The following is an 18,527-nucleotide window of genomic DNA, read 5'->3' on the forward strand; positions in this document are numbered from 1 at the left end:
GCCTACTGGCTGGCCGACCGGTTCCCCGGCGGGGAGGTGACCGCGGTCGACGTGAGCACGAGTTTCCTCGACGACACCGGCCGGTCGAACCTGCGGATCGTCCAAGCGGACGTGCGCACCCACGACTTCGAGCCGGGCTCCTTCGACCTCATCCATGCCCGCACCGTCCTCATGCACATCCCCGAACGTGAGGAGGTGCTGCGGCGGCTAGTCTCCTGGCTGGCCCCGGGCGGCTGGCTGGTCACTGAGGATCTCGTGCTGTCCCCGGTTGACTCGTCACCGCACGACGAATTCCGGCACGCCTTCGAGGCGATCGGCCAGGCAATGGCGTCGTCGATCGGGTCGGACCTGTGGTGGGGGCGAACGCTGCCGGCGCCGCTGACCCGAGCGGGCCTGGTCGACGCCGGTCTGCACGCCACGTACTACCCGGTTGGCGGCTCCAACGAGATCGGGCGCCTGTGGCGTGCGACGTTCAGCCAGTCCGCCGACTACCTTGTCGCCAGCGGCCTGCTCACCCGCGCCGATCTCGACTCGGCCCTGGCCCTGCTCGCCGATCCCGACTTCCTCGACCTCGGGCCCAGCATCATCGCGGCCTGGGGCCGGCGCCCCCCGGCCTGAGCTTACGGGCGCGGGAACTCCCGCCCTTCCGTCTCCGTCCTTCGTCCTCCGTCTCCGTCCTTCGTCCTTCGTCCTCCGTCTCCGCGACGACCATCTGACCGAACACCGTCGACCACCCGTGAGGTACTCCCGTGACCACTCCGCGCTTCGGTGTCACCCTTCCTCTGCCCGGCATCCCGCTGCGGGACCATCGACGCATCGTCACGGGACTCGCTGACGCTGGCTACAGCGACGTGTGGACGGCCGAAGGCGGCGGCATCGACGCGTTCACCCCGCTCGCGGTCGCCGCCGCCTGGGATCCCCGGGTGCGCCTGGCGAGCGCGATCGTGCCCGTCCACACCCGCGGCCCGGCGGTGCTCGCCCAGACCGCGGCGACCCTGGCCGATCTGACGTTCGGCGGGCTTGTCCTTGGCATCGGTTCGTCGGTGCCCGCCCACGTGACCGACCTCAACGGCATCCCGTTCGACGAGCCCTTCCGCCGGACCCGGGACACGCTTCGTTTCCTCACCCGGGCGCTGCGCGGCGAGGTGGTCTCCGGCGCCTTCGACACGTTCGCGATCCGCGGCTTCGCCATACCGAATCCTCCGATCGAGACGCCGAAGGTCATCCTGGGAGCGCTGCGGCCCGGCATGCTCAAGCTCGGCTTCACCGAGGGGGATGGTGCCGTCACCAATCTGTTGTCCCCCGAAGATCTGATCAAGGTCCGCGCCGTCGTCGGACCGCAGCCAGCGGGCAAGGAGCTGGTGGTGAAGGTCTTCGTGAGCCCGAACGCCGATCCGGACGTCGCCCGCCGCGACAGCCGGCCGTTCCTCACCTGGATCCTCAACCAGACCCCCTACCATGCCTTCCACGAATGGCTCGGCAACGGCGAACGGCTCGCCGAGTCCCACGAGCGCTGGACCGCCGGGGACCAGCGTGGTGCCGCCCGGGCACTACCCGATGAGGTCATTGACGCCCTGTTCATCCACGGCACGCCCGAGCAGTGCCGCGACCAGATCGCCGCATATGTGCAGCCCGGGGTTACCGCGATCCAGCTCTACGTCCGCCTGACTCCGTCCTTCCTGCTCGGCTCGTGGGACACCGCCGGATCAGCTGGATCGGCCGGCGGGGGAGAGCAGGACCTGGCCGACCGGGTCCTCGGCCTGCTGAGCACGCTGCGCCCCCGCATCCCAACGCCGGCTGGCGTCGGCTGATCGATCTCGCCGGACGAACCGTGCCGGTTCCCCGACCACGGGCCGCGCCGCTACCTGACCACGGCCACCGGGCAGTGCGCGTGCAGGACGCACTGGTGGCTCACCGAACCGAGAAGCAGTTCGGCGAAGCCGCCGTGCCCGCGGCTGCCGACCACGAGCAGCTGCGCGTCAGCCGAGGCCCGCAGCAGCGCATGGGCGGGGCCATCGGCGACGGTCTCCTTCATAACGGGGATGGGTAGCCCGCCGGCGTGCTCGGTGACGATCGTGGAGACGGCCTGGTCGAGGGTCTGCTGGGCCTGCTCCGCCAGCACCGATCCGATATCGGCGTAGCTCCCCGGGTAGATCGGGATGTCCAGGTGCCAGGCATGCACGACGTGCAGGGCGCTCTTGCGGAGCATCGCCGCCTCGACGGCCCACCGTAGTGCCGTGAGCGAGAGGGCCGAGCCGTCCACGCCGACGACCACCGGCCGGTCGTCGACGCCGGCGGCCGGGGCGACCGGCCGTACCACGACGACCGGCAGGGAGGCATAGTGCACCACACCCTGGCTCACCGAGCCGCTCACCAGCCGGTGCAGGGCCCCGTGACCGCGCTCGCCGACGACGATCATCCGCGCGCCGACCGCGGCCCGCAGCAGCTCCGGGACGGGACTGCCCTCCTCGACCCGCCGGATGATCCGCACTGTCGGATCGCTGACCCGGGCGGCGGTCAGCGCGGTGTCCAGAACCCGCGTGGCGGCGTGCGCCAGACCCTCGCGGTCGGCGTTCGCCGCGGTCTCGAAGACCGGCCGCGGTTCGCCCATGACGTCCCATACCAGTACCGCGATCACCGGGACCAGGCGCCGGGCGGCCTCGTCACAGGCCCACCGGATCGCGGCGACGGACGCGGGTGAACCGTCGACCCCGACGACGATCCCACCGGCGGCGGACTCCGCGTCCGCCACCTCGACGGCCTGCCCGGCGGGGTTGCGGGCGTCCGCCGGCCCGGCGGGGCGCGCGTACCCCGCGCTGTTCGGCTGTGCCGCGCTGTTCGGCTGTGCCGCGCTGTTCGGCTGTGCCGCGCTGTCCGGCTGTGCCGTGGTGTCCGACATCGCCATCACCCTTTCGCCGTGGTGTCCCCCGCCACCGCCATGGTTCCGCCTGAAGGTGACCCCCGCGACGTGACGCGCGGGGTGAGCCGGTGGGGCCTGCGGCCGGGTCATGACCCTGCCGGATGGCCCGCGGCCTGAGGTCGCAGAGGTGGTTGCTCGATGGAGCGCCGGGTGGTGTGCCGGCCGTCAGCGGCCGATGGTGCGGTGCAGAAACGCCAGAACGACGCCCATCCGTTCCCGGGTCGGGAAGGCACCGCCGTGGCCGGCGCCCGGCACGATCGTCACGTCCACTGCCGGCGCTCCGGCGGTGCGCAGCGCGTGGGCGAGTTCCAGCGACTGCTGGTGGGGGACCGTGCAGTCCGCGTCCCCGTGCTCGATCAGGAACGGCGGCAGCGGCCCGCGGCTCAGGTAGTTCAGGGGGCTCGCCACCCGTACCAGCTGGGGCACGGCTGTCACGGTGCGGCCGAGGAAGCGCGACTCCGGCGAGTGGGGCCGGTCGTGCTGGGCGTCGGCCACGGTGCACCGCTCGTTCGTGCGCAGCTGGGCGTCCATCGAGGCGAAGTTCACCGGGCCGTAGAAGTCGACAACGGCCTGGACGTCGCTGGACACCCCGGGGTTGCCGAGATCCGGGTCGTCGAACATCGCCACGCCGCTCGTCGTGCCCAGCATCACCGCGAGGTAGGCCCCGGCCGACGCGCCGGTCGCGGCGATGCGGGAGGGGTCCAGGCCATAGGTGCCCGCGTGGGCCCGCAGCCAGCGGACGGACGCCTTCACGTCCTGGACCGCGGCCGGGAACTTCGCCTCCCCGGACAGCCGGTAGTTCAGGCTGGCGACGGCGTATCCGGCGTGGACGAGTGCCCGGACCACCGGCAGGTCGTCCCGCTTGTCGCCGAGCATGAACGCGCCACCGTGGATCGTGAGCACCACCGGCAGGACCGTCCCGGGGACCACCCGGGCCCCCTCGGCACCCGCCGTCGGGGCCGGCGGGGAGGGGCGGTAGAGATCCAGCCGCTGTGCCGGCGAGACCGGCGCGTAGGGCACGTCGCGCAGGACCCACAGGCCGTCGGACTCCTCGGGCGTGCCGGCCTGCGCGAGTGTGCTGTTCGGGCCACCCGGGCCCGACGCTGTCGGCGACGAGGGGCGAGGGGTGGAGCCGTGCCGGGAGCACGCCGCCAGGCCCAGGCCGAGTGCGAGCATGCCGCCGGTGGCGGCAGCGGCGAGGAATCGGTGCTGGGCGGAGCGGATGATGACAATCTCCCTTCCGGAGGGCCGTCCGCGGGACGGGGATCGGCGGGACGGGGATCGGCCGGGCAGGGGTCAGCGGGGACGGAACTCTCGCCTCCGCCAGTCATCATGCCCTGCCGCTCTGACCGTTCCGAACGTCCGATCGCATGATGAATCCCTTGATCTTGGCGTTCACTGACATTCCAGACGGACGGCCCCGGGCGTTGTCCGTTCGGGACACCCGGATCACGGCCGGAGCCTGCGGCCGGAGCCTGCGGCCGGAGCCTGCGGCCGGNCGGCCGGAGCCTGCGGCCGGAGCCTGCGGCCGGAGCCTGCGGCCGGGGCCGGGGCCGACGCGGTGCGGGTGCGGGTACGGGTGTTGGTGACGGGTAGTGGATGTGACCAGCACCACACGGTGTGGGGAGCTGGTATTTTCAGTACAGTACGGTACTGTTTCTCTGGTCCAGGTAATGTTCATTACGCCTTCTCCTCGGCGTCGCGGCCATGCGCGTCGACTCCGGAGAAGCGTCCGAGACGGAAGGGCGAAAACCGATTTCCCCGCCGAGTGGCGCCGGGCGTGGCCGGCCCCGGGACGACGCCCGGGAACGGGCGATCCTGGACGCCGCGCTGGAACTGCTCGTCGAGGTCGGGTATGAGCGGATGAGCATGGTCGCCGTCGCGGCCCGGGCCCGAGCCAGCAAGGCGACGATCTACCGCCGATGGTCGTGCAAGGACGAGATGGTCGTGGAGGCCCTGCGCCGGCATGGTCCCGGCGACCGCGTTCCGGCTGACACCGGGTGCCTGCGGGACGACCTGGCCGCCGAGGTGCACCTCATGATCGACACGATTACCGGTCCCGACGGTGCGCTGCTCATCGGCGTGCTCCGGGCCGCGAGCGAGTCCCCGCGGCTGGCCGCGGTCGTGCAGGCCAACATCCTGCAGAACAAAGCGAAGATCGGCCGTTGCATGTTCGCTCGGGCCTCGCAACGGGGGGAGATCTCTGTGTCGGCCGATTTCGACGTGATTATGGAGATCGTCATGGCGATGATTTTCTGTCGCCTGCTCGTCACCGGCGAGCCGCTCGACGATGCGTTCGTCGATCATATGGTGGACGACGTGCTCATGCCGTTGCTGGCTGGCCGGCCCGGAACGACACTCCGGCCCGAAACACCCCCGTCCGGGGTCAACTCGAACGCCTGAGCTATTCTCTGCTCGAACTCCTGTTCGATGTCCCTGCCACTGCCACTGCCACTGCCACTGCCACTGTCCCTGTCCCTGTCCCTGCCACTGCCGCGTCACCGACGCCGCCACGGACCGCCCGGTCCCGGGGGCGCCGTCCATCGGCACCATCCCCATCGGCACCATCCCCATCGGCACCATCCCCATCGGCACCATCCCCACCGCACCGGGTCGCCTCGCCCGAACTCGTGGCGTTCGTTCGTCCCCGTTTCAGGTCCGACCGGCTAGGAGCTTCCCTGTGACCACAACCCTCGACCACCAGGCGGAGGACCGTCCGGTGGACGCGGCTGACGGCTCGCCCGATCCACGGCGCTGGCTCGCGCTCTGGATCATCGCTGTCGCGCAGCTCATGGTCGTCCTCGACGCCGCGATCATGAACATCGCGATCCCGCACGCGCAGGCCGATCTCGACATCTCCACCGCGAACCGGCAGTGGATCATCACCGCGTACACCGTGGCCTTCGGCGGTCTGCTGCTGCTCGGCGGGCGCGTCGCCGACTACCTGGGGCGCAAGCGGGCCTTCAGCTGGGGACTCCTCGGTTTCGCGCTGGCCTCGGCGCTGGGCGGCCTGGCCCCGAACGCCGGGCTGCTGTTCGCAGCGCGGGCGCTGCAGGGCGCGTTCGCGGCCCTGCTCGCGCCGGCCGCGCTGTCGCTGATCACCGTCGCCTTCACCGAAAGCCACGAGCGGGCCAAGGCGTTCGGCGTGTACGGAGCGATCTCCGGCGGTGGCGCCGCGATCGGTCTCATCGTCGGCGGCCTGCTCACCGAGTACGCCTCCTGGCGGTGGTGCCTGCTGGTGAACGTGCCGATCGCGATCATCACCGCGGTACTCGCGCTGCCGGTGGTGCGCGAGAGCCGGGCGGAGGGCGAGGCCCGCTACGACCTGCCCGGCGCGGTGACGGTGACCGCGGGCCTGGTGGCCCTGGTCTACGGCTTCACCGTGGCCGCCGAGGATGGCTGGGGCGACGCCCGCACCATCGGGCTGCTGGTTGGTGCGGCTGTGCTGCTCGTGGCCTTCGTCGTCGTCGAGTCCCGCACCAGCGCGCCGCTGCTGCCGCTGCGGGTGCCGTGGGAGCGCAACCGCGGCGGCTCGTTCCTGGCCTCGCTGCTGACCGGGGCCGGCCTGTTCGCGATGTTCCTGTTCCTGACGTACTACTTCCAGCAGACGCTCGGCTACAGCGCCCTGAAGACCGGCTTCGCGTTCCTGCCGTTCAGCGGCGGGATCATCGTCTCCGCGGGGCTTGCCAGCCAGTTCCTGCCGCGCGTCGGACCCCGGGTGCTGGCCGGCACCGGCACGACGCTCGCGGCGGTCGGGATGGCGCTGCTCCTCGGGGTTGGGACGGATTCGAGCTACGTCGTGCACATCCTGCCCTCCGAGCTGCTGATCAGCATCGGCATGGGCTTCTCGTTCGTGCCCCTGTCGAACCTCGCGCTGATCGGGGTCGCCCCGCACGACGCGGGGGTGGCCAGCGCGCTGGTCAACACGACCCAGCAGATCGGCGGGGCGCTGGGAACCGCGTTGCTCAACACCGTCTACGCGACGGCCGTCACCAACTACCTGGCCGATCACGGGCGGGGTGGGAAGGCGCTTCTCGACCAGGCGCAGATCGAGGGCTACACCACGGCGTTCCTGTGGGGCGCCATCCTCATCGCGCTCGCGGCGGTGGTGATCGTCGTGCTCATCCGGGCCGGGCGGGAGTCGACTACCGACGTCGAGGTCGTCCCCGCGCACGCCGGCTGAGACCCGGGCCGGGCCGGCGTGAGCGACCGGCCCGGCCCGCGCCCGGCTGGCCGGCCGCCGCTTCGGTCAGTCCGCGAGGGTGACCTCGGCGGCTTCAGTCCCCGGCGTGGTCTGCCTCGCCGCGGTCTTGACGGTGACCATTCCGGCCTTTATCAGCCGCTGCAGCAGCACCCGCTGACCGGGGGCGAGCCGCGAGCCGAGCTCGCCGTAGACGACCGGACCGCGGCTGAGTATCTCCCACAGCTGCGGTGCGCCGTCGTGACTGTCCACCCCGCGCACCGAAAACCCCGTCGCGCCTGAGCCGGAATCGACGAGTGCGTCGGAATCGAACTCGAAACGGTGGCACGGTACTGGGGAGGCGGTCGGAGAAGGCACGCCGAGGCCGCCGTTCGCCTCGGCCGCCACCGGATCGGTCCAGTACTCGGCGACGGCGGCCCGTACCGCGGCGGGCGTGTCCAGTTCGAGGTCGGCCGGTGGGAGCACCGCTTTGAAGCCGGGGACATCCAGCGCCACGCCGGCCCGCATCCGGACTCCGGGAGCGGCGACCAGCACGGCGTCCGGTTCCGGCTCCGTCAGCATCACGTGCGCGCGAGCCTGCTGGTACGGACCGTCGATCGCCAGGTCGGACATTCGGCCGGTGCCGCGCGTCATGATCAGGAGCAGGTCGGGGGTGAACGCCGTGTTGAGCAGCGCGTCGAAGGACCGATCGGGCATGTCCAGATGCGGACTCGAATTGCGCCGGTGCCAGTATGCGCTGCCCGGGTTGTCCGCGCCGATCATGTGATACCACTGATCAATCGAGAGCGCGAACACCTCGGCCATTCCGTGCCACTCGTGGTCGTAGTCCTGCCACAGATCTCTCACCAGACCCGGGGAGAGTTCGGCGCGCAGCGTGGTGCGCAGCAGCAGCGCCGCCGAGGCCGCCTGGTTGGCCGCGAACGCGACCCCGGACGAGAAGAGGGGGTCCACGAAGTAGGAGGCATCGCCGATCAGGATCCAGTGCCGGTCGAGGTCGGCGAAGCGCTCATTGACCCGGGAGTAGTTGGTGACCGTCATCATCTGGTCGGAGATCGGCGTCACCTCGGCCACCAGGTCGGCCAGCCGCGGCACGCCGCGGACGGTGCGCAGAAAGACCTCGGAGTCCGTGAAGTCCTTCCCGGGTTCCTTCAGCACCTCCGGGCTCGTCACGATGCCGATCGAGTGCGTGAGCACCCGCTCCCCGTTCACGATCCTGGGGACGGGGATGTACCAGCACCAGCCGTCGGGAAACGCGAAGCAACCGATCGGCGAGAGGTTCTTCTCCCGGAAGATGTTCCAGTCGCCGTCGAGCCCCTGGGCCGGCAGGCCGCCCAGGTAGTGCTGCCAGATCGCGATGTTCCGGTAGCCGGACAACCATTCGCGAGGCTTTTTGGTGACCAGGCTCTGCTGGCGACCGGAGGCATCGACGAAGTACGCGCCGGACACGGCGGTGCCGTCGGCGAGCGTCACCTGACAGCCGTTGGCGGCCGCGGCGAAGTCGGTGACGGCCATCCCGGTGGTGACGTCGACTCCGAGGTCCCGGGCGTGTTCCAGCAGGATCTGGTCGAACTCTGAACGGTTGACGTGCAGTGCCCATCGGTGTACCCTGTCCACCGCCCAGTTCGCGTGGTCGAAGAACGCCCGGCTCGGACCCTGCCGCGCCCAGCTGTAGATACCGCCAAATTTCTTTACCCAGCAGTTGCTGGCCAGCACCTTCGCGAGCGCTCCGCTCTCTGCCAGCACCGGGATCAACGGGTGCGCGAACGACTCGCCGATGTGCTCGCGCGGGAACTCATCCTTCTCGAAGATCGCTACTTTCAGGTCCGACGTGCGGGCGAGCAGCGCGGCCAGTGTAGAGCCCGCCGGCCCGCCGCCGGCGATAATAACGTCGTAATGATCCCGCATGTCTTCTCCATTTCCTCGAATCTTTGCTCAGATCACATGAATGCGTTGGAGTCGCCGCGAGGAGGCCAGTGAGTAAGACCGTCGACCGTGTAGCAGCGCATGGTTGTCCGCGATCACGACATCGCCGGAACGCCATGCGTGCGCGTAGCTGACGGACGGGTCGTAGAGCCGGGCCGACAGATCGTCGAGAAAGTCCTCGCGATCATTCCGTGAGACGCCGTGGATGTCGAGGAACAGCGGATTGAGATATTCGGCTGGGTCGAGCGCCTCGGCAAAACGAAGAGTCGGCACACCCGTCACGGCATGGGGCACCACGAGGTCCTGCACGATGTGCCCGCCGTAGTGCTTGATCTTTTCGGTCTGGTAGTCGATCCGGACGCCGGCCCAGGTGTCACGCAGGTGCGCAGGCGCGGCGGAAATAATGCGGGCGGTGTCGCAGAAAGTCGTCTCCCCGCCGCTATCCGGGTCGGGAGCGCGTAGGCAGCGGAACACGATGAAGCGTGGCGTGAGCCGGGCGAACGCGCCGTCCCAGTGGAAGGGCACCGGACCCGTGGTGAACAGGTAGTTCTGTGGGTCCTCGTGCACCGTCAGGTCCAGCACCTCCCCGAAGTCCCAGGTCAGGATCTCGCCCATTCGCCGGCAGTAGGCGACGAGATCGGTGGTCGAAGGAGATTGGAAACCTCGTAGCACCAGCAGCTTCGAATCCGCGACGAACCGGGTCAACTCCTCGGGTGGCACGGCGGTCAGATCCGTGTCACTGGATGATTCGATCAACAGTCCGAACGGATGCAGCGAACGCCGCGGCGCCGAGCTGGCGTCGACCAGTGCCCCGGCACTCACGAGACGGTCTCCTTCACCCTCGAATCCGTCCGCATGAGATGCGGAGCGACGAAGTGACTCGGTCGTCCATTGCGCCAGACCACCGACGCGTTCAGCTTTTCGGCGGTGCTGCGCTTTATCAGCGTGACACTGTTGCCGTCGTCCATGGCGACGCCATGCCAGGGAGTGAGCCAGTTGTCCCTGGTTCTGATCATATGGATGCCGATTTTCTCGGAATGGCAGGGCTGGGGGTGGATCGACAGGCGGACGGCGGACGGGAACTGCTCGGCGACGAGTCGGCTCCAGGCGTTGCTGCGGCGGACGATCTGGTAGGCGAGATCCTTGCTGGCGAGCCGGAGTTGAGTGCGGCTGGTCTCCGGGCGCAGCACCAGCAGATCCTCGAACACAAAACGGTGGATGCCGTTGAACTGCGTCTTCGTGGCTGGGCTCGTGGCGATCTGTTGGCGCAGTTCCGCCACCGTTGCGGCATAGTTTTCCTCCAGTTTCCTACGCAGCTCGGTGAAGTCACCGGCGCCGAACGCGTCGTCCAGTGAGTAGAGATCGATATTGTGTGCTCTGATGTCGACCAGCAGCGCCTCCAGGTCGCTGCGGTAGGACGAGATGGCCTCGTCGGAGACACTGATCAGATCCCCGAACACGTGCCCGTCCGAGCAGACCGTGATCCTGGCTCCGGGCTCATAGAAATGGCCGATGTGCTCACACATCGAGCGCAGAAAGTCGAGCGCGATGCGCTCGGCGAGATCCGGCAGCGAGCCGAGGACCTTCTGCCTGTTGGGTGACTTGGCCGGGAAAGCGAGGATCACGAAGTGGATCGGCTCGTTCTGGTTGATCCAGTACTCGATCTTTGGGCGATGGATGTCGAAGCAGAGCTCGCAGGGCTGGGCCGAGCAGACCTCCGTCGGATCGGAGAGCCGCCGGAACTGAAACAGCAGATCGATGATCTCTGTTGCGGTTTCGTTGGGCATGGCTGATTAAGACTCCCTCTTAGAGTCTGTTTTAGAAGTACTCCGGTCCGGTATTCCAGCCTGACAAAGAGGGCTGTGACCGGTCGGCACGCCGAGTACCGGGATTCGATCCCATGGTGTAGCGCCGTTCGCGGTCAAGACAAGATTCAAAGCGGGTTCTTGGAAGTCTTGACCTGCGGTGAGGGCAGATAGGCGTTGCGTCAGCTCAGGTGAGCGATTCGCTAGCCAATTTTCTTTTCCAGCGGCAGGCCCAGATCGCGCCAGCCGGCCCGGGGGGAATCGGGCACCGGGCTTTCACCCATGCCGTACTGAAGACCTGCGACGGTGAAACCCAGCAGACCGAGCAGGGCGACGAGCTGACTGGCCGTATGGCCCACCCAGCATACGATGACGATTGTCTTGTCCCGAGGGAGAAGAGCGAGGTTGCTGTCGGACAGCACGTCCTTGAACCACATGTTCACGGCACCCGGTATATGGCCCGCCGCATACGCCTCGGGGGTGCGGTTGTCAAGGACGAAGTATGCGTCCGGATGGGACTCCAGGGCTTTGGCCAGCTCGGGGGAAGTCATGTAGTTGAAGCGCGGCGGCATGTCGTCGACGTAGCGTCGACAACTCTCGAGCAGCCGTTGGTCAAGCACTACCATCAGCCAATCCTTTCTTCCTGAACAACTGGACATCACCACTCTGGGCGATACGTAGCAATTTAGCAACAAGGACTCCGCTGTCTCCTATGCGACAGACTGGAGGGAGATATCAGCGGGCACTACCGGCGGGCCGGGATCACCCCTGACCCCACCGAACACGACAACAACCCCGTCCCACGGGGTGGGAAACGGGGTCGCGGACCTGCTCCTCAAGGAGCGATTCATTGAGGAGCGCGGGTACTGACGGGCTGGCCAGAAAGAAATCACTGGCCAGCGCCACTGACGCCGGATGTGCTGCGGGAGGAGGAAACGGCACGGCCCAGCGGAGGAGGCCGCGAGCGGGACGAGGGGAGCGGAGGCCTGGCAGGAGCAGCCGCATGGCCGCGGCCGAGTTCGATCCGATGAGAAGGCGGGCGGAACCCGCGCGACGATCTTCGGAAGTCCCGTCTAAGGCGACCGTGTCACCTTGAGGGCATTATCGAGGCTGGTTCCGCGAGGGGGTTTTCCGACACGCTGGCCGGGGGGATATCAACCCGCGTCGAGAGGGCGATCAGGGAAAGCAGGAAGGCGCCGGCAGCCATGCCCGCCGCGACGACGAAGGACACCTGAAAGGCATCGACCGTGCCGCTGAGCATCGCGGTCGGATCTCCGGGATGAGCTGCGAGATGATCGGAGATGACGCGGGCCGACACCGTCGAGAGAATCGAGACGCCGAGGGCCGCGCCGATCTCCTGGGAGGTGCTCAGGAGTCCTGCCTCAACCCCGGAGTCGTCGCTGTTGGAGCCGCTGAAGGCGGCCACGTTGAGCGCGGTGAGGGAGGTCGCGAGACCGGCGCCGCACAGCACGAGCGCCGGCAGCAGCACCGCCGTGTACCTGGTGTCGGCGTCGCCCCGGGACAGGAGGGCCACGCCGACAGTGAGGAGGACAAGGCCGACGAGCAGCGCGGGCTTGGGACCGCGCGCGGAACGACTCGCTGTCGCCTGGGCGACGTTGGCCGCGAGCGCGGCCGCGGTTGCCATCGGCACGAATGTCAGCCCGGCCTTCATCGGGCTGTAGCCGAGTACCTGCTGCACATACAGGGCCACCAGGAGGAAAGCCGACCCGAAGCTGGCCCACACGAGCAGGGTCGCGCCGTTGGCGACGCTGAGACCACGCCGGCGGAAGAGGGCCAACGGCATGAGCGGGTCGTCGCTGCGGCTCTCGATCACGATGAAGGCGATCAGAAGAACGGCGGCTGATCCGAACAGAGCAAGGATCGCCGGGCTGGTGAAACCGCGCTGCTCCGCCTGTGTGATGGCCACGACCAGCGAGAACATCGACCCCGTCGCGGTGAGCGCGCCGGCGATGTCGAAGCCGTGGTGAGAACGGGTGTCACGGGTTTCCGGCATGATCCTTCCGACCACGGCGAGCAGGAGTAGACAGAAGGGAATTTTGATCGCGAACGCCCACCGCCATCCCGGCCCGTCGGTGAGGACCCCGCCCGCCAAGACGCCCACCCCGGCCGCCGCGCTGGACACCGCACCGAACACCCCGAGCGCCTTGTTTCTGCTCGGCCCTTGCGGGTAGATCGCGTTGATCGTCCCCAGCGCGGCCGGGGCGAGCATGGCCGCACCGAGCCCCTCCAGGGCCCGCCCAGCGAGCAGCACGCCGGTCACGTTGGCGAGCGTGCACACCACGGTGCCGACCGCGAAGACCCCCGTGCCTAGCCGGAACAGTCGCCGTCGGCCGAGTAGATCGCCAGCCCTGCCACCCAGCAGGAGCAGGCTGCCCAGGGCTATCCCGTAGGCCGTGACCGTGTAGGGCTGGGTCTCGCGGCTCATCTGAAGATCGGCTGCCAGGCTGGGCAGCGCGACATTCACGCTGGACAGGCTGAACACGACCAGGAACTGGCCGAGGCACACGACCGGCAGCAGCAGTGGTGATGCCGCAGACTCCTTCGGCTGAGCGGACCTCGACATACGCGCCTCCACTCCCCCGAGACCGACTTCCATTTCGGAAGGGATCCTAGATGCTTCCGAAATGGAAGTCAACAGATACACTGGCCAGGTGCTTGACCAGCACGACGAGTCCGACTGCCCGGCCGCTCGCGCGCTCGGGCTGATCGGCGATCACTGGTCCCTGCTGATCATCCGAGAGGCGTTCGGCGGCGCTCGGCGCTACGACGACTTCCGAACCCGTCTGAAGATCTCCGATCACACCCTCACTCGGCGCCTCGACCGGCTCGTCGATCGAGGCATCCTGCAACGCAGGCTTTATCAGCCACGTCCACCTCGTTCGGAATACGAACTGACGTCGGCGGGCCGGGATCTCGCGCCGATCCTGATGGAACTCGGCCGATGGGGCTCCCGATGGACTACGGGAGCCGGCCCGGATCGATCGCTGCCCGCGAGCCTGCTCCGTGCCATGGACGAGTAACCCGGCCAGGAGCAGGAGCTTCCTGGAGCGGCTCCAGGTGTCAACGGCGGCGCGTCAGTGCGGCCGAAGGTCCAGGGCCGGCCCGGACGCCCGCGCGTGTCCCGTCGGACAAGGAGGCCGGTGGGGACCAGGCCGAGGCTCGTCGCGGCCAGTCTGATCATCCCCGGTATCCGCTGCCCGATCTCGACCGCGCCTTCACCGTACTGATCGACAGGCCGGCGGGATCCGCCAAAGCCTTGATCGAGATCTGTCGCGAAGAAGCATGACTGAAAACATGACTGCTATACGGACACATCATACGCCTATTATTGGCGTTTGGTGGCAAGTGATGGCAAACAAAGGATAAGCGCTAAATTAGGCATCAAGCTGTGCTAGAACCATCGCGGAGCGACGCCAGCCGAGGGGCGGGGCGTGACCGTCGGCGCAGATGCACGGACGGCCACGCATCTGTCGTGACGCCGCGGCGCATCCCACCCGTGCACCTGGGCAGACAGGAGGATGGTCATGGCAGCGCCGCGCAGGAGATCTTCGTCGGGATCGGGCCGGACGTCCGCCCGCCGCCGGCAACCGACCCGGTCCCGCCGGGCCGCTTCACGGACGAGGAGCCGACGGGAACGCAAACATGTCCATCTCGCCTGCTATCTCGCCTTCGGTGCCGCCGGGCTGTGGCTCACCCTGCGGGGCACGTGGATCGCGCTGCCGGTGGCCCTGCTCGTGATCACCGTGATGTTGGGATTCCGTTGGCCGACGCTCTGCCGGGCCTACCGGACCGACGACGGCATCTGCGAGACCCCGGTCAACGGCTGGCTCACCGGATGCGCGAGTCACGCCCCCTTCAAACGGCGCGATCTGCGGGCGGTCGCCTGGCCGCCGAACCGCGTCTCGCCGTTTCACCCGATCGTGCTCGCCCTGCGGATTCCACCGCGCGAGCCCGAGGCGCAGCCGGACCTCGACGGCGCTCCCCGCCGAGTCACCATGCGTAATCTCGTGACCTCGCTGGTACTCGCCGTCGCCGTGTTGATGACCGGATTCGGCCTCCTGCTCGGTGCGGCATGACCGGCGGGAGCGGGCCAGCCGACGGCTCCACCGGCCGGAGAACGGTCGGAGAACGCGGCTCTACAGTTCGGATTCCCCGGCCAGCATCGCTCGGGAGCTGAGCCGGAAACCGATGGTCCCGTCCACGATCTTTCGGATCACGGTGGCTTTCGGATCCCTGCCGCCGACACCGTCGACACCCAGGGCGCCCGCCAGGGCCCGTAGCTGCGGGACCGGAATCCGGCCCAGGGCAGCCAGGTGCTCCCGGGCTTCCTCCCGGCTCGCGGCGGCGACCAGTGTCGCGTGCAGCTTCTCGACGTCCACGGACGCCGGGAGCCGGGAGCCGTCCGCCGCGGCACGACCGCCCGGGTCTGCTGCCGTGGCCGTGGCCGTGGCCGTGGCCGTGGGCGCTGCTGTGGGCGTGGGCGCTGCTGTGGGCGTGGGCGCTGCTGTGGGCGTGGGGACGACCGCGAGCCGCGCCCGACCCGCCACGAGATCGTCAAGCTGCCGGACGTCCAGGGTGTCGAGCAGATCGGACACCTGGCGCAGGAGAACAGCCCCGAGACGGGCCGCATCCCGACCCGGGTGGCTGGCGGGCCGACTGTCAGGAGCCATGGTTCGCCGTCCGGATGCGTTTGAGGAACTCCTCGACCAGGCTCTGCAGTTCCCAGGCGAGTTCCCGGCTGAGCTGCTCGGTGAGAATGGCGGGGAGCTGGGCGCGGGCCGCGCCGGCGAAGTGCTTGTTGCTCTCCCGAAGCATCGCATCGAAGACGGGCAGCCCGAGGCTTCTGGTCTGTGCTATGTAGGGCCGCAGCGCCGAGACGGGCTGACCACCGTAGTACTGGACCATCGTGAAGACGACGCCCAGAATCATCGGTTCCAGTTTCTTCACGGCCGGCCGGAGGTCGGCCTGCAGATCAGCGACCTGGTTGAATTCCCAGGTGAACCGGCGCAGCCGGGACTGCAGGTGATCGATTCCGAGGGTGGACAGCTCGTCCGGGCGGGCCGGGATGAGCAGCTGGTCGCTGGCCGCCACGGCGGACCTCGTGATGACGCCGAAGTTCGGCGGGCAGTCGATGAGCACCAGATCGTAGAGCCGCCCGGGCAGGGTGGCAAGCCCGGCCGCGAGACGCAGATAGACGTCGAAGTAGTGGCGTGTCGACCGGTGGATCTGTGCCCCACCCAACCGCGCGGCGAGATCCATCTCGACGTCGCCGAGGGCAAGGTGGGACGCGATCAGGTCGAGCCGGCCACCGTTATGCGCGATGCGGGAGTTCGCCACCGTGGGGGCGGTGACGAGTACCTCGAGTCCCGGCACCGGCCCGTCCATCCGCCAGGCTTCGAACCACTGTTTGATGGTCCGGCCCTCGGCGAGGTGCGCCCGCCAGTCCTCCGGCCGGTAGAAGGAGAAGGTGAGGCTCGCCTGCGGATCAAGATCGATCAGAAGAACCCGTTTTCCCCAGCGGGCGATCTCCGCGCCGATGTTCGCCGTCAGAGTGGTCTTTCCGACTCCGCCCTTGTAGTTCATGACGGAGACCACTTTCACGGTGTCACCGCTCTTGTGGATGACCGCGATATATTGAGGTAGCCGTCAGGTTGGCTTCGTGGACTTCGATGATGTGTCATCCGGCGGTCCCCCTGTCGCGCACTGGCGCCGTCGTCCGTACGCGTAACCCGCGCCGGCCTTCTTCCTGCCAGCACACCACGTGCCGTTGACGCCACTTCCAGGATCCCCCGGACGGGTGAGTGCCGTGCGTGGACATTTGGCCGCCGATGACCATCGATCGTCCAGCTGATCGCACGTTGGGAGGGTCGTGGGAGAGGTCGTAGGGCGGCCAGCCGCGCACCGGCTCCGGACTGCCGCCACGCTGGACCTAGCCGACTGGTGGGTACACCATGGTCAACTCAAGCGAAGTGGGACGGTACCAAGACGAAGGCCCGCAAGTCCGGCCGGACACCCCAAGCCGACCGTCTTCCGTCAGTGCCCCTGCTCACCTAGTGCCCCCGGCCACCGTCTGCGGCATCGGGCCGAGACGAGAGGGTGAGTTTCGGGTGATGCTGGGTTTGACGCGGCGAGCAGGCGGTAGGTAATGGCTGTGGTAATCGGCGCACCCGACGCGCGCGGGGCCGGGAGGACCCGGTCCGGCTGTTGGCTCGGCGAGCGAGGAAGCGGTCCGCGGCTACATCCGCGCCGCGACCCGCGCGACCATTATTGCAGACGAGCTGGCCAAGCTCGGAGACCTGCACCGCCGCGGACTGCTCAACGACCAGGAGTTCGAGCGCGAGAGGGCTAGGAGTCTCGCGTGAATCAGCATGGTCAAGCGGTGGGGAGCATCCATGGACGGTCTCCAGATTCTCCCGCTGGCAATCACCATGATGATCGGACCACAGATCATGTCGGCGATCATCTTCGTTACCACGCCACGAGCCGGGCGGGTATCCCTGGGGTTCCTGGCCGGTGTGGCGGCCGCGACAGCGGCCGGTGTGGCCGTCATGATGGGCCTCGCCGCCTTGCTGGACAGCGCCGTCGACCTGGGAAGTTCGAGGAGTAACGGTTCGGCCGGCCAGATCATCCAGTACGTACTGGTGGGCCTGTTGGCAGTCGCCGCCGTGAAGAACTGGGTGCGGCGCGAAACGGTGGAGCCGCCGAAATGGCTGACGACGCTGATGGCGGCAGATCTGATGAAGGCGTTCCAAGTCGGACTGTTCGTCATTCTGCTGATGCCCTCGGACATCGTGATTATGATGACGGTTGGAATACACCTGCAGCAGAACAACGCATCCTATGCGGCAGCACTCCCGTTCATCGGGCTGACCGTTACGGTGGCGGCACTGCCGCTGCTTGCCCGACTACTGTTCCATAGACGGGCAGAAGTCGCCGCACCGCGCGTCCGAGACTGGATGAACACTCACAGCTGGCTCATCAACATAATCGTCTGCATCATTTTCATCGCCCTCATCATCGACTGAAGCGGCTGCCTGAGTCCCCGCCCCGGAGGGCGAGCGCCGCACACAGGGCATTCGGCGGATCCGGCGATGAACCCGGTGCTGTGGGGAGGACGCCATGCCCCGGAGCTGGCGTACGAGTAATAACAATCCTGCGTCGCGGCCGTCCGGCGGCGCTGGCGCTCACCGCAGCGGCGCGCCGTGGCGGCCGATCAGGACGCTCTGTGCGCGCGTCGGGACAGCCCGGGGGCGTGCGGGGCAGTCCCCGGTAGGAGACCTGGCGTCCAGACTACGTGAGGCGGATCTGATTAACAGGGCGATGAATCTCGCCGCGATGATCCTGATGATTTTCTTTCCTTTTGTCATCACGCTGGCGGCGCTGTCGCCACTGCGGCAGGGCGGTGCGGCGGACATAATCATCGCGCGCATGGGGTTGAGCAGGGTGACCCGCAAAGTCATTGATGCAGGTCAGCGGGGTTGTCGAGAGTGAGGATGGCCAGGAGCAGGGCGTTGTCGTGTCGGATTCTGCGGATGGTCGGGGCGATGCGGTTATGGCCAGCGAGGCGAATCAGCCCGATGATCAGGTTACGGAGTGTGGTCATGATGCGGGGCAGTGGGCCGGTCCGAACCCGCGAGGCATCCTCACGGAACGTCAC

18 protein-coding genes and 1 pseudogene are annotated in these 18,527 nt (G+C 68.1%); 9 read left to right on the top strand and 10 right to left on the bottom strand.

Annotation, left to right across the window (positions count from 1 at the left end; genetic code table 11):
- A partial coding sequence (locus BMG523DRAFT_RS19510) for a class I SAM-dependent methyltransferase (RefSeq protein WP_043591913.1) occupies window positions 1-618 on the top strand: 618 nt, incomplete at its 5' end.
- Between the two features lie 131 nt (window positions 619-749).
- The gene (locus tag BMG523DRAFT_RS19515; protein WP_011437151.1) at window positions 750-1,811 is read left to right on the top strand and encodes an LLM class F420-dependent oxidoreductase; all 1,062 of its coding nucleotides are present in this window, start codon (window positions 750-752) and stop codon (window positions 1,809-1,811) included.
- A 50-nt stretch (window positions 1,812-1,861) separates the two neighbouring features.
- On the opposite strand, the gene BMG523DRAFT_RS19520 is transcribed toward BMG523DRAFT_RS19515, so the two are convergent.
- Both BMG523DRAFT_RS19520 and BMG523DRAFT_RS19525 read right to left on the bottom strand, forming a co-directional pair.
- Window positions 1,862-2,899 carry a universal stress protein gene (locus BMG523DRAFT_RS19520; protein WP_051623965.1) on the bottom strand — a complete coding sequence of 346 codons (1,038 nt, stop codon included), beginning with the start codon at window positions 2,897-2,899 and terminating at the stop codon, window positions 1,862-1,864.
- Between the two features lie 186 nt (window positions 2,900-3,085).
- Window positions 3,086-4,096 carry an alpha/beta hydrolase gene (locus BMG523DRAFT_RS19525; RefSeq protein WP_011437149.1) on the bottom strand — a complete coding sequence of 337 codons (1,011 nt, stop codon included), beginning with the start codon at window positions 4,094-4,096 and terminating at the stop codon, window positions 3,086-3,088.
- A gap of 531 nt (window positions 4,097-4,627) precedes the next feature.
- On the opposite strand from BMG523DRAFT_RS19525, the gene BMG523DRAFT_RS19530 reads away from it, so the two are divergent.
- Both BMG523DRAFT_RS19530 and BMG523DRAFT_RS19535 read left to right on the top strand, forming a co-directional pair.
- Window positions 4,628-5,323, top strand: coding sequence for a TetR/AcrR family transcriptional regulator (locus BMG523DRAFT_RS19530; RefSeq protein WP_011437148.1), 696 nt, complete (start codon window positions 4,628-4,630; stop codon window positions 5,321-5,323).
- 277 nt (window positions 5,324-5,600) lie between these two features.
- Complete coding sequence (locus BMG523DRAFT_RS19535) at window positions 5,601-7,103, top strand: MFS transporter (protein WP_043591915.1); 1,503 nt, start codon at window positions 5,601-5,603, stop codon at window positions 7,101-7,103.
- A gap of 66 nt (window positions 7,104-7,169) precedes the next feature.
- Here BMG523DRAFT_RS19535 and BMG523DRAFT_RS19540 read toward each other — a convergent pair whose 3' ends face one another.
- The 5 genes from BMG523DRAFT_RS19540 to BMG523DRAFT_RS19560 form a co-directional block, all read right to left on the bottom strand.
- A complete protein-coding gene (locus BMG523DRAFT_RS19540; RefSeq protein WP_051623963.1) occupies window positions 7,170-9,026 on the bottom strand; it encodes an NAD(P)/FAD-dependent oxidoreductase in 1,857 nt (618 codons plus the stop codon).
- Window positions 9,027-9,053: 27 nt separating this feature from the next.
- A complete protein-coding gene (locus BMG523DRAFT_RS19545) occupies window positions 9,054-9,866 on the bottom strand; it encodes a TauD/TfdA family dioxygenase (protein WP_011437145.1) in 813 nt (270 codons plus the stop codon).
- Window positions 9,863-10,831, bottom strand: a complete 969-nt coding sequence (locus BMG523DRAFT_RS19550; RefSeq protein ID WP_011437144.1) for an L-tyrosine/L-tryptophan isonitrile synthase family protein — start codon at window positions 10,829-10,831, stop codon at window positions 9,863-9,865. The genes BMG523DRAFT_RS19545 and BMG523DRAFT_RS19550 overlap by 4 nt, the downstream gene beginning before the upstream one ends.
- A 221-nt stretch (window positions 10,832-11,052) precedes the next feature.
- Window positions 11,053-11,475, bottom strand: coding sequence for a rhodanese-like domain-containing protein (locus BMG523DRAFT_RS19555; protein WP_011437143.1), 423 nt, complete (start codon window positions 11,473-11,475; stop codon window positions 11,053-11,055).
- Window positions 11,476-11,936: 461 nt separating this feature from the next.
- The gene (locus tag BMG523DRAFT_RS19560) at window positions 11,937-13,433 is read right to left on the bottom strand and encodes an MFS transporter (RefSeq protein ID WP_011437142.1); all 1,497 of its coding nucleotides are present in this window, start codon (window positions 13,431-13,433) and stop codon (window positions 11,937-11,939) included.
- A 61-nt stretch (window positions 13,434-13,494) separates the two neighbouring features.
- On the opposite strand from BMG523DRAFT_RS19560, the gene BMG523DRAFT_RS19565 reads away from it, so the two are divergent.
- Both BMG523DRAFT_RS19565 and BMG523DRAFT_RS19570 read left to right on the top strand, forming a co-directional pair.
- Window positions 13,495-13,890, top strand: coding sequence for a helix-turn-helix domain-containing protein (locus tag BMG523DRAFT_RS19565; protein ID WP_011437141.1), 396 nt, complete (start codon window positions 13,495-13,497; stop codon window positions 13,888-13,890).
- A 504-nt stretch (window positions 13,891-14,394) separates the two neighbouring features.
- A complete protein-coding gene (locus tag BMG523DRAFT_RS19570; protein ID WP_011437140.1) occupies window positions 14,395-14,946 on the top strand; it encodes a hypothetical protein in 552 nt (183 codons plus the stop codon).
- A 60-nt stretch (window positions 14,947-15,006) separates the two neighbouring features.
- Here BMG523DRAFT_RS19570 and BMG523DRAFT_RS19575 read toward each other — a convergent pair whose 3' ends face one another.
- Window positions 15,007-15,540 carry a hypothetical protein gene (locus BMG523DRAFT_RS19575; RefSeq protein ID WP_043591916.1) on the bottom strand — a complete coding sequence of 178 codons (534 nt, stop codon included), beginning with the start codon at window positions 15,538-15,540 and terminating at the stop codon, window positions 15,007-15,009.
- On the bottom strand, window positions 15,530-16,471 hold the full coding sequence (locus BMG523DRAFT_RS19580; RefSeq protein WP_011437138.1) for a ParA family protein: 942 nt from the start codon (window positions 16,469-16,471) through the stop codon (window positions 15,530-15,532). Before BMG523DRAFT_RS19580 ends, BMG523DRAFT_RS19575 begins: the two co-directional genes overlap by 11 nt.
- Before the next feature lie 677 nt (window positions 16,472-17,148).
- Here BMG523DRAFT_RS19580 and BMG523DRAFT_RS27505 point away from each other — a divergent pair.
- From BMG523DRAFT_RS27505 to BMG523DRAFT_RS26710, 3 genes are all read left to right on the top strand, one after another.
- Window positions 17,149-17,232 (top strand): SHOCT domain-containing protein, encoded by an 84-nt coding sequence (locus tag BMG523DRAFT_RS27505; protein WP_368671127.1) that lies wholly within the window; start codon window positions 17,149-17,151, stop codon window positions 17,230-17,232.
- A 30-nt stretch (window positions 17,233-17,262) separates the two neighbouring features.
- Window positions 17,263-17,895: a GAP family protein gene (locus BMG523DRAFT_RS19585; protein ID WP_011437137.1), complete on the top strand. Its 633-nt coding sequence runs from the start codon at window positions 17,263-17,265 to the stop codon at window positions 17,893-17,895.
- 295 nt (window positions 17,896-18,190) lie between these two features.
- Window positions 18,191-18,361: a hypothetical protein gene (locus tag BMG523DRAFT_RS26710; protein ID WP_235463263.1), complete on the top strand. Its 171-nt coding sequence runs from the start codon at window positions 18,191-18,193 to the stop codon at window positions 18,359-18,361.
- Here the strand turns inward: BMG523DRAFT_RS26710 and BMG523DRAFT_RS26715 are convergent.
- Window positions 18,327-18,527, bottom strand: a pseudogene (locus tag BMG523DRAFT_RS26715) (ISAs1 family transposase); the annotation flags it as partial. The gene BMG523DRAFT_RS26710 and the pseudogene BMG523DRAFT_RS26715 sit on opposite strands and share 35 nt — an antisense overlap.

It is taken from the genome of Frankia sp. BMG5.23 (genome assembly GCF_000685765.2).
In the GTDB taxonomy this organism is placed as follows: domain Bacteria; phylum Actinomycetota; class Actinomycetes; order Frankiales; family Frankiaceae; genus Frankia; species Frankia casuarinae.